This is a genomic window from Vibrio owensii CAIM 1854 = LMG 25443 (assembly GCF_000817815.1).
Lineage (GTDB): Bacteria > Pseudomonadota > Gammaproteobacteria > Enterobacterales > Vibrionaceae > Vibrio > Vibrio owensii.
In genome coordinates, this window is record NZ_JPRD01000048.1 from 33,830 (window position 1) to 46,282 (window position 12,453).

The following is a 12,453-nucleotide window of genomic DNA, read 5'->3' on the forward strand; positions in this document are numbered from 1 at the left end:
TAATCGATCATTCCGCTTTTAATTCTGGTTTGCTATAGATGAAAGCATCGCCGGTTAAGCTACCTTGTGCGCCATCTTTATCTAATGCACGACCAATTTCAGTCATCGCCAACCAGCGGTTCTCACACCATAATGGCGATAATAAGGTTGGACGACGCGCAGCAGAAGAAACACGGTGGTAGATCACCTCTTTTGGTGTCATGCGGATCAATTCACTGGCAGTTGCGACGTAAGTTTCTAACTCTGGCGCTTCTAACCTTCCGGCACGCCATGCTTTTGCCATGGTGCTACCTTCGACAATGTGCAAGCCGTGCAGCTTAATGCCATCAGTGCCAACTTCGAGTACTTTACGCATCGTTTCAATGTTGTCATCGCGACTTTCTTTCGGCAAACCAACAATCAGATGGGTACACACTTTAATGCCCAGAGCACGAGCGCGTTTGGTAATTTCGGCGTAGCACTCAAAATCATGACCACGGTTGATACGCTTGAGGGTGTCATTGTTGGCAGTTTGAAGACCGAGCTCTAGCCAAATCTCATAACCTTGATTCACATAGTCCGACAACAGATCTAATACTGCATCAGGAACGCAATCTGGACGAGTGCCCACACAAAGGCCAACAATGTCTGCCGCCTTCAGAGCTTCCTCGTACATGTTTTTGAGGACTTGTACTTCTGCATAGGTACTGGTGTACGCCTGAAAATATGCCAGATACTTCTTCGCTCGATGGATCTCTCCCGCGCGGTCTTTCAATTGATCGTGGATGCTTTTGATCTGCACTTCTTCGTCAGCAAACGAAGCCACATTACAGAATGTACAACCACCTCGGCCAATCGTACCGTCGCGGTTTGGGCAGCTAAAGCCACCATGTAAAGTCAGCTTATGGACTTTTTCGCCGTAACGACGCTGAAGATCTTGGCCTAATGTGTTGACCAACTCATGTAACTGCATAGATTCTCACCAATAGTAAACCGTAATAAATCTCACTACGATTCATGTAACTAAATTACATCCCTGCAAGAAAAAACAAATAATTCTAGTCAATTCAAACAAACAGGTAGCGGTGTGAAATCAATAAAACTGCATAAAACCAACTTAAAACCTGCAATGTTGCGCAAATGTTAAACAAAAAGTGAATATTTAAACGAAAAAATTGGGTCACAAAAGCGACTTTTCGTTGCATTCTCAAGTCACAAAATTGTAGGATACTTACACAACCCCGTCGTTTTTGTGACTTTTATTACAACATCAACTGCGGGAATTGTCGGCGATACCCCGCTCCCACCTATATAAGTCACTAAATTGTGGCAATAAATAAAGGGATATCACCAAGGATTGTTTTTCTCGCAAAATTTTTCCTGCGAGATACGGAAAGGAATCAAGACTGGTCAACCTCGGCCAGTGGCGAATCATAAATATAAAGGACAAGACGCAAAGAGCGCACCTAAGGCAGTCGAGATCTGTCCGGGATTCTTGCGTCGACATTGAACTGGAAGGATGTATCTATGGTAGATAGAGAGCAAAATTCACAGGGTCTGTACACTCCGGAGCTGGAGCATGACGCTTGTGGTATCGGTTTTGTTGCTCACCTTAAAAACCGTAAATCTCATGAAGTAGTGACTCAAGCATTGGATATGCTGGCTCGCATGGAACACCGTGGTGGTCAAGGTTGTGACCCATGCAGCGGTGACGGTGCGGGTATCTTGCTACAAAAACCTCATGAATTCCTATTAGAAGAAGCCGTTAAGTTAGGCATTAAACTGCCTTCGTTTGAAAAGTATGGTGTTGGTGTCGTTCTTTTCCCGAAAGACGAATACAAACGCGAGCAATGCCGTGACATTCTAGAACGTAACGCACAACGTCTAGATCTTGAAGTTATCGGCTACCGCGTATTGCCAACCGATAACTCAATGATCGGTGCAGACCCACTAAGCACAGAGCCTCAGTTTGAGCATGTGTTTATCTCTGGTGGCCCTGGCATCACACCTGAAGAGCTAGAGCGCAAACTGTACGTACTTCGTAACTACACTGTACGTGTTTGCCTAGAAAGCGTTTCGAACATTGGTGACGACTTCTACATTAACTCCATGTCTTACAAGACATTGGTGTACAAAGGTCAGTTAACGACCGAGCAAGTACCTCAGTACTTCCTTGATCTGCAAAACCCGACCATGGTGACTGCACTGGCACTTGTACACTCTCGTTTCTCTACCAACACCTTCCCGAAATGGCGTCTTGCACAGCCTTTCCGTTACATTGCCCACAACGGTGAAATCAATACAGTTCGCGGTAACTTGAACTGGATGAAAGCCCGTGAAGCAATCCTAGAATCAGACCTGTTTACTCAGGCTGAAATCGACATGCTTCTTCCAATCTGTCAGGAAGGCAGCTCGGATTCATCTAACTTTGACATGGCACTTGAGCTCCTAGTTCTTTCTGGTCGCAGCCTGCCACACGCATTGATGATGATGATCCCGGAAGCATGGCAAGAAAACAAAAACATGGATCCTAAACGTCGCGCGTTCTATCAGTACCACGCGAACATCATGGAACCATGGGATGGTCCTGCTTCAGTATGTTTTACTGATGGTGTTCAAGTTGGTGCGACACTAGACCGTAACGGTTTGCGCCCTTCTCGCTACACAGTGACCAAAGATAACTTCCTAGTGATGGCATCTGAATCTGGTGTTGTGGATATTGAACCAGAGAACGTAGAGTTCCGTGGTCGTCTACAACCAGGTCGTATCTTTGTTGCAGACCTAGAGCAAGGTCGCATCATCTCTGATGAAGAAGTGAAAGACACTATTGCAACGGCGCAGCCTTACGAGAAGTGGGTAGAAGAAAACCTACTGAGCTTGAAGAAGCTGCCAGATGCGAGCAACCAGTTCAGCCAACCTTCTCCAGAACGTTTGCTACACCGTCAACAAGCTTTCGGTGTGAGCACTGAAGAAGTGAACGAAATCATCGTTCCAATGGCAAATGATGCGAAAGAGCCATTGTCAGCAATGGGTGCCGACTGGCCTCTTGCGGTTCTATCTCATCAGTCTCAGCATCTTTCAAACTACTTCAAGCAACTGTTCGCACAGGTAACCAACCCACCGATCGACCCGATCCGTGAGCGTATGGTTATGTCACTGAACACTTACTTGGGTAAAGACCAAAACCTTCTGACTGAAACACCACTTCACTGTCAGAAAGTAGAATTGGAATCGCCTGTTCTGGCGAACTCTGAGCTTGAAAAACTGCGTGCGATCGATAACGAGCACCTACAAGCGAAGACGCTGGATATCGTATTCCAAGCTAATGAAGATCAAGGTAAGCTTGAGCGTGCACTAAAACGTATCTGCCAATACGCAGAAGACGCGGTTATCGATGGTTACTCAATCATCCTACTAACTGACCGTGCAGTGAACTCAAACCACGCGGCGATCCCAGCAATGCTGGCAGTTGGTGCAGTGCACCACCACTTGATCCGTAAAGGTCTACGTGCGAAGTGTGACATCGTGGTTGAAACCGGTGACGCGCGTGAAACGCACCACTTTGCAACGCTACTTGGTTACGGTGCGAATGCGGTTAACCCTTACCTAGTGATTGAAACCATCATTGAACTTCAACGTACGAAGAAGTTGGATCCAGAAGCGAACCCTCGTGATCTGTTCAACAACTACCGTAAAGCGATCAATGGCGGTCTCCTGAAGATCTTCTCGAAGATGGGTATCTCTACGCTACAGTCATACCACGGCGCGCAAATCTTCGAAGCGTTGGGCATCCACAAGTCAGTGGTCGACAAGTACTTCACTGGTACGGTTTCTCGTATCCAAGGTCTCACCCTTGATGATATCGCCAAAGAAGTGTTGATCCGTCACCGCATCGGTTACCCACAACGCGAAATCCCAATTCAAATGCTGGATGTTGGTGGTGTTTACCAATGGAAACAGCGTGGTGAGAAGCACCTATTCAACCCAGAGACTATTTCTCTACTGCAAGAGTCTACGCGTAATAAGAACTACGATCAGTTCAAGCAGTACGCGACAGCCGTAGATAAACAAGGTGACAACGCGGTAACCCTGCGTAGCCAACTTGAGTTCATTAAGAACCCAGCCGGTTCTATCTCTATCGACGAAGTCGAGCCAATTGAAAGCATCGTGAAACGCTTCGCGACCGGTGCAATGTCATTCGGTTCTATTTCTTACGAAGCACACTCCACACTGGCTGTTGCGATGAACCGCCTTGGCGCGAAATCGAACTCTGGTGAAGGTGGTGAAGACCCAATGCGTTTCGAACGCAAAGACAACGGCGATTGGGAACGCTCTGCAATCAAGCAGGTGGCTTCAGGTCGTTTCGGCGTAACCTCTTACTACCTAACTAACGCTGAAGAGCTGCAAATCAAAATGGCTCAAGGTGCGAAGCCAGGTGAAGGTGGTCAGCTACCAGGCGATAAAGTAGATGACTGGATCGGTGCAACACGTCACTCGACTCCGGGCGTTGGCCTTATCTCGCCTCCACCACACCACGATATCTACTCAATCGAAGATTTGGCTCAGCTTATCTACGACTTGAAGAACGCGAACCGCGCAGGCCGTGTAAACGTGAAGCTGGTATCAGAAGCAGGCGTAGGTACGATCGCTTCTGGTGTAGCGAAAGCGAAAGCGGACGTTGTACTAATCGCAGGTTTCGACGGCGGTACTGGTGCATCACCAATGTCTTCAATCCGCCATACTGGTCTTCCTTGGGAACTTGGTTTGGCAGAAACGCACCAAACGCTACTGAAGAACGGTCTACGTAACCGTATCGTGGTTCAAGCGGATGGCCAGATGAAGACACCTCGCGACCTTGCAGTGGCAACACTACTTGGTGCAGAAGAATGGGGCGTGGCAACCGCAGCCTTGGTGGTTGAAGGTTGTATCATGATGCGTAAGTGTCATAAGAACACCTGTCCTGTCGGTATCGCGACTCAAAACAAGACACTTCGTGAGCGCTTTGATGGTCGCGTAGAAGACGTCGTAACCTTCTTCCAATACATGGCACAAGGTCTACGCGAAATCATGGCTGAACTTGGCTTCCGCACTATCGATGAGATGGTCGGTCAAGGTCAGAAGCTGAAGATTCGCCAAGACGTTTCTCACTGGAAATACAAGAACCTAGATCTGTCTCCTGTTCTTCACGTTGAGCAACCACGTGAAGCTGATGGTGTATTCAACCAAGCTCAGCAGAACCACAACTTAGAAGAAGTGCTAGACCGTAAGCTGATTCAAGCAGCGATTCCTGCACTCGAGAAAGGCGAAGCGGTGAATGCCGAGTTCCCTATCGTTAACACGGACCGCTCTGCAGGTACCATGTTGTCGAACGAAATCTCGAAAGTGTACAAAGATGCCGGTCTACCTCAGCCAATGAACGTGAAGTTCAAAGGCTCTGCGGGTCAGTCATTCGGTGCATTCCTAGCTAAGGGCGTGAAGTTCGAAGTGGAAGGCGACGCGAACGACTACTGGGGTAAAGGCTTATCTGGCGGTACGTTAGTACTTTACCCAGATGCGAAATCAAGCATTGTCGCGGAAGACAACATCGTGGTTGGTAACGTGTGTTTCTACGGTGCAACTTCGGGTGAGTCTTTCATTCGCGGTATGGCTGGTGAACGTTTCTGTGTTCGTAACTCAGGTGCGAAAGTAGTAGTAGAAGGCGTCGGTGACCACGGTTGTGAATACATGACGGGCGGTGCAGCAATTATCCTTGGTTCAACAGGTCGTAACTTTGCCGCAGGTATGAGTGGCGGCGTGGCGTACGTATGGGATAAATCAGGCGACTTTGAGTCAAAACTGAACCCAGAGCTAGTAGACCTAGATCCAATCGAGCAAGAAGACAGAGATCTATTACTCGACATGCTAACTAAGCATGTTCAATTCACAGGAAGTGAAGTCGCTCAGTCTTTCCTAGACAACTTTGAAGCAAGCCTAGCCTCTATGGTTAAGGTAATGCCGCGTGACTACAAAGCGGTTCTTCAAAAGCGTAAAGCTGAAGCACAGTCTCAAGGAAACGAAACTCAAGTGGAGGCCGTATAATGGGTAAGCCTACTGGATTTTTAGAGCATGGTCGTGAACTACCACAGAAGATCGACCCAGCTGAACGCATCAAGAACAACAAAGAGTTCGTTCTGAACGAGGAGTTTGGTGACAAGATCAATACTCAGGCTTCTCGTTGTATGGATTGTGGTGTGCCGTTTTGTCATAACGGCTGCCCTATCGGTAACATCATCCCAGAGTTTAACGATGCGGTTTATCGTGATAGCTGGGAAGAAGCTTGGAACATTCTAAGCTCAACCAATAACTTCCCAGAGTTTACTGGTCGTGTTTGCCCTGCTCCGTGTGAAAGTGCTTGTGTACTTGGCATCAACCAAGACCCAATCACTATCTGTAATATCGAGAAAACCATCGTAGAAACAGCGTATCGTGAAGGGTACGCCAAACCAAAAACACCACGTTCTCGCACTGGCAAAACCGTTGCGATCATCGGTTCAGGTCCTGCTGGCCTTGCGGCTGCTGAGCAGCTAAACAGCGCCGGTCATACTGTGACGGTATTCGAGCGAGACGAGAAAGTAGGCGGTCTGCTGCGTTTTGGTATCCCAGATTTCAAACTGGGTATGGACGTGATTGATCGTAAGATCAACCTGATGGCAGAAGCGGGTATTGAATTCAAAGTTAACCAACACGTTGGTGTTGACGTGAATGCTCAGCAGTTGCGTCAAGAATTCGATGTGGTTCTACTAACGGGTGGTTCAACCGTTCCTCGTGATTTGCCAGTTCCGGGTCGTGAACTAAAAGGCGTTCACTTCGCAATGGAATTCCTAGGTCAAAACAACCGCCGAGCCAACGACATGGATCTTAAGGGTGAAGAACTTCACGCCGCGGGTAAGCATGTTGTGGTGATCGGTGGTGGTGATACCGGCTCTGACTGTGTGGGTACATCTAACCGTCATGGCGCAGCAAGCATCACTCAGGTTGAAATCATGCCAATTCCACCAGAGAAACGTCCTGCCAATATGCCATGGCCACAGTACCCGATGATCCTACGTACTTCGACGTCTCATGAAGAAGGCGTTGATCGTCACTGGAATATCCTAACCAAAGAGTTCATCGGCAATGACAAAGGTGAAGTTACAGGCCTTCGTTTAGCTGATATCGTTTGGCAAGATGCGAAACCAGGCGAGCGTCCAAGCTTCAAAGAAGTAGAAGGCAGCGAACGTGTGATTCCATGTGATATGGCATTTCTAGCGATGGGCTTCCTACACCCTGAACCAACAGGCGTACTTGCTCAACTGGATATCGCGCTAGATGATCGCGGTAACGTAGCAACTCAAGGTTTTGCTACTAACCAAGAAGGTGTATTTGCTGCTGGTGATATGCGAACAGGCCAATCTTTGGTGGTTCGTTGTATCAATGAAGGCCGCGAATGTGCCCGTGCTATCGATGATTACCTAATGGGTGGCACGAACCTAGAAGCAAAAGCAGATTCACTGATGCTTTCAGCTTAAAGGGAGTGCGCTCACTTCCTCTTTTCGAGGCATAAATCCAGCCATCAGTACTATCGATGGCTGGTTGTCAGGAAAGAAAACAGTTCCTTCCAATCTTTTTATTTTGACCAGCATTTTGTGCTGGTCTTTTTTATTCCCTTCAGAATCAAATGTTACTTTTTTGTAACAATCACTTTTCTATCTCACTGTTTTTCTTGAACTATTTCAGCCAATTAAATGGTAAATCGCATATTCACGCGATGATTCACTAATAACTTGACCTTTTTTACAATAAGCTATAGCTTGTGAAGTTGGTGAAAATAAAACACACAATTTTTGTTAAGATATTTGACGAATTTTATTGAATAGATATACATAAAACTTAGAAAGTGACGCATAGTTAGTCATCATTATCAACTTGAGCAGTGTTGATATATCTGTCGGGATGACAGATAAGCAAAGGGAGAATTGCAATGGCTCTTTATGATCCAAGTCTTGAGAAAGACAACTGTGGATTTGGCTTGATCGCACACATGGAAGGCGAGCAAAGTCACAAGCTGGTACGTACAGCAATTTCTGCACTTGATCGCATGACCCACCGTGGTGGTATCGCCGCTGATGGTAAAACCGGTGATGGTTGTGGTCTTCTTTTACAAAAGCCCGATTCCTATTTACGCCTTATCGCTGAAGAAAATGGCTTCAACCTTGGCAAGCAATACGCCGTAGGGATGATTTTCTTCAACCAAGACCCGGTGAAAGCTCAACTCGCCAAAGACATCATCAACAAAGAGCTCGCACAAGAGACTCTGACGGTGGCAGGGTGGCGTGAAGTACCGACCAATTCAGAAGTACTTGGCCCAATCGCCGCCGATTCACTTCCAGACATTCAACAAGTCTTTATCTCTGCTCCGGCAGGTTGGCGCGAGCGTGACATTGAGCGTCGTCTCTACATCGCACGCCGTCGCATCGAGAAACAAATCACCGAAGATCCTGATTTCTACATCTGTAGCTTGTCGACACAAGTTTTGGTGTACAAAGGCTTGTGCATGCCTGCGGACTTACCGCGCTTCTATCTTGATCTTGCTGACCTACGCATGGAATCTGCTATCTGCCTGTTCCACCAGCGTTTTTCTACCAACACGCAACCGCGTTGGCCATTAGCCCAACCGTTCCGTTACCTTGCTCATAATGGTGAGATCAACACTATTGAAGGTAATCGCCAATGGGCACGAGCGCGAGCTTACAAGTTCTCGTCACCGCTGCTGCCAGACCTACAAACCGCAGCACCGTTTGTGAACGAGACAGGTTCAGATTCTTCCAGCTTAGATAATATGTTGGATCTATTCCTTTCTGGCGGTATGGATATCTTCCGTGCCATGCGCATGCTTGTGCCACCAGCATGGCAGAACCACCCAGACATGGACCCGGATCTGCGAGCGTTTTACGACTTCAACTCCAAACATATGGAGCCATGGGATGGTCCGGCAGGTATAGTACTGTCCGACGGCCGTTACGCTGCCTGTAACCTAGATCGAAATGGTTTGCGCCCTGCACGTTATGTGATTACTAAAGACAAATTTATCACTCTGGCATCAGAGGTAGGGATTTGGGATTACGCTCCCGACGAAGTTGCCGAGAAAGGCCGTGTTGGTCCGGGTGAGCTGCTGGTTGTCGATACTCGTAAAGGGAAACTCTGGCAGTCTAGCGAGATCGATAACGATCTGAAATCTCGCCACCCTTACCGCGAATGGATGGAAAACAACGTTCGCAAACTCACACCTTTTGCTCAGCTACCTGAAGATCAAGTGGGGGAGCGCAGCTTTGATGAAGACTTGCTTAAGACTTATCAAAAGCAATTCGCCATGAGCAATGAAGAAGTCGATCAAGTACTGCGTGTCCTTGGTGATATGGGACAAGAAGCGGTCGGCTCCATGGGTGATGACACCCCGATGGCCGTTCTGTCCTCGAAAGAGCGCTTGGTAACGGATTACTTCCGTCAGAAGTTCGCTCAGGTAACCAACCCGCCAATCGATCCATTGCGTGAAAAGCACGTCATGTCACTGGCGACCAGTATTGGTCAGGAGATGAACGTCTTCTGTGAAACCGATGGCCACGCCTACCGAGTGACCTTCGATTCGCCAGTGTTACTTTACTCAGACATGCAGCAGTTACTCGAGCTTGGTGACGATCACTACCGTAATACCATTCTCGACATCAACTACGATCCACAACAGAAAGATCTCAAACAGGCTATTGATGATCTGTGTGAACAAGCAGAACAGGTCGTACGTGAAGGCACGGTTCTAGTGGTGCTTTCAGATCGCGCTTTAGTCAAAGGCAAGCTGCCAATTCCTGCAGCAATGGCCGTCGGTGCGGTTCAAACTCGCTTGATCGATGCCAACTTACGTTGTGATGCCAACATTGTTGTTGAGACCGCAACAGCTCGTGACCCACACCAATTTGCTGTCTTGCTTGGCTTTGGTGCTACTGCGATTTATCCATACCTTGCTTATGAAGCACTAGGTAAGCTGATTGATGATAAAGCGCTAGAAAAAGACTACCGCGATGTGATGCAAAACTACCAATACGGCATCAACAAGGGTCTGTACAAGATCATGTCGAAAATGGGTATTTCTACCATCGCCTCTTACCGCTGCTCGCAACTGTTTGAAGCGGTTGGCTTGAGCCAAGAAGTGGTCGATTTGTGCTTTAAAGGTGTTACAACTCGTATTGAAGGCGCGAACTTCGACGACTTCCAACAAGATTTGTACAACCTTTCTCGTAAAGCTTGGGCAAAACGTAAGGCCATCGAGCATGGTGGTTTATTGAAATATGTCCACGGTGGTGAATATCACGCCTACAACCCAGACGTGGTTGGCACACTGCAAACTGCGGTTAAATCAGGCGAAAGTAACGATTATCAGAGCTTTGCTAAGCAGGTGAACCAACGCCCTGTTGCCATGCTGCGTGACTTAATGGCGCTGAAAAAATCAGACTCACCGCTACCTTTAGAGCAAATTGAGCCTAGCACTGAGCTCTTCAAACGCTTTGATTCTGCGGCGATGTCCATTGGTGCACTTAGTCCAGAAGCGCACGAAGCACTTGCAACAGCGATGAACCGTCTTGGTGGTTACTCCAACTCGGGTGAAGGCGGTGAAGATCCTCGTCGCTTCGGTACCGAGCGTAACTCGCGCATCAAGCAGATTGCTTCCGGGCGATTTGGTGTTACCCCTCACTACCTAACCAATGCTGACGTGCTGCAGATCAAGGTCGCACAGGGTGCGAAGCCGGGCGAAGGTGGTCAGTTACCGGGACACAAAGTCACCGCAGAAATTGCAAAACTGCGTTATTCGGTACAGGGGGTGACTCTGATCTCCCCTCCTCCACACCACGATATTTATTCGATTGAAGATTTGGCCCAGTTGATCTTCGACCTAAAACAAGTCAATCCAAATGCATTGGTTTCGGTGAAGTTAGTTTCTGAACCAGGCGTCGGCACCATCGCAACAGGTGTAGCGAAAGCTTACGCTGATCTCATTACCATCTCGGGTTACGACGGCGGTACCGCAGCAAGTCCATTAACTTCAGTGAAATACGCAGGTAGCCCTTGGGAATTGGGGTTGGCAGAAACCCAACAAGCACTGGTTGCTAATGGTCTGCGCCACAAGATCCGCCTGCAAGTAGATGGTGGTCTAAAAACTGGTCTAGACGTGGTGAAAGCGGCAATTCTCGGTGCAGAAAGCTTCGGTTTTGGTACTGCGCCAATGGTGGCAATGGGTTGTAAGTTCCTACGTATTTGTCACCTCAACAACTGTGCTACTGGCGTTGCAACTCAAGACGAGACGTTGCGTAAAGAGTACTTCAAAGGCCTACCGGAAATGGTGATGAACTATTTCATTGGTCTGGCGGACGAAGTGCGCGGATTACTCGCTGAACTTGGTGTTGAAAAACTGACTGACTTGATTGGTCGCACGGATTTGTTGGAAACCGTTGAAGGTCTTACGGCGAAACAAACCAAGCTAGATCTGTCGAATATCCTTGAGGCGCCAGTCTCTCCAGAGGAACACCCTCTTTACTGGACACAGCCAAATACACCATTTGATAAAGCAGAGCTAAACAACAAGATCATCGAAGACGCACTACAAGCGGTTGAAAAACGTCAATCTGCTAGCTTCTTCTACAACGTGATCAACACCGACCGTTCTGTGGGTGCTCGCCTATCAGGTGAAATCGCTCAGCGCTACGGCAACCAAGGCATGGCGGCAACGCCAATCAAACTGCATTTGGATGGCACTGCAGGCCAGTCATTTGGCGTTTGGAACGCGGGGGGCGTAGAGCTTTACCTCACTGGTGATGCCAACGACTACGTAGGTAAAGGCATGGCTGGCGGTAAGGTGGTTATCAAACCTCACCTTGGCACTGCATTTAAGTGTAATGAAGCGACCATCATTGGTAACACCTGTTTGTACGGCGCGACCGGCGGTAAGCTGTTTGCGGCAGGTAAAGCAGGTGAGCGTTTCGGCGTACGTAACTCAGGTACGATTGCTGTCATTGAAGGCGCTGGCGATAACGCTTGTGAGTACATGACTGGCGGTATTGTTGCCATTCTTGGCGCGACAGGCGTGAACTTTGGCGCAGGCATGACTGGCGGTTTTGCTTACGTATTGGATGAGAACCAAGACTTCCAAGGTCGCGTGAACAACGAATCGGTTGAAGCGATTTCTCTGTCGGATCTCTACATCCATCAAGAGCACTTACGTGGTCTGATTGCCGAGCATCTCGAAGAAACCAGCTCTAGCCACGCAGAAGATATCTTGGCGAACTTTGATGAATGGATTCCAAAGTTCTACTTGGTGAAACCACAAGCGGCGGACTTGCGCACGCTACTTGGTCACCAGAGTCGCAGTGCCGCAGAACTGCGCGTTCAAGCCCAGTAATCATGGAGGAT

Annotated in this window: 4 protein-coding genes; 3 read left to right on the plus strand and 1 reads right to left on the minus strand. The window is 48.2% G+C overall.

Going from position 1 to position 12,453, the window contains the following annotated elements:
* Window positions 1–7: 7 nt before the first annotated feature.
* Complete coding sequence (mnmL, locus tag H735_RS22320; RefSeq protein WP_020194022.1) at window positions 8–952, minus strand: tRNA modification radical SAM protein MnmL/YtqA; 945 nt, start codon at window positions 950–952, stop codon at window positions 8–10.
* A gap of 554 nt (window positions 953–1,506) precedes the next feature.
* On the opposite strand from mnmL, the gene gltB (H735_RS22325) reads away from it, so the two are divergent.
* The 3 genes from gltB (H735_RS22325) to gltB (H735_RS22335) all read left to right on the plus strand — a co-directional run bounded on the left by gltB (H735_RS22325) (window position 1,507) and on the right by gltB (H735_RS22335) (window position 12,442).
* A complete protein-coding gene (gene gltB, locus H735_RS22325) occupies window positions 1,507–6,057 on the plus strand; it encodes a glutamate synthase large subunit (protein WP_020194021.1) in 4,551 nt (1,516 codons plus the stop codon).
* Window positions 6,057–7,526, plus strand: coding sequence for a glutamate synthase subunit beta (locus tag H735_RS22330; RefSeq protein WP_009703022.1), 1,470 nt, complete (start codon window positions 6,057–6,059; stop codon window positions 7,524–7,526). Before gltB (H735_RS22325) ends, H735_RS22330 begins: the two co-directional genes overlap by 1 nt.
* Window positions 7,527–7,978: 452 nt before the next feature.
* On the plus strand, window positions 7,979–12,442 hold the full coding sequence (gene gltB, locus H735_RS22335) for a glutamate synthase large subunit (protein WP_020194020.1): 4,464 nt from the start codon (window positions 7,979–7,981) through the stop codon (window positions 12,440–12,442).
* Window positions 12,443–12,453: the final 11 nt, after the last annotated feature.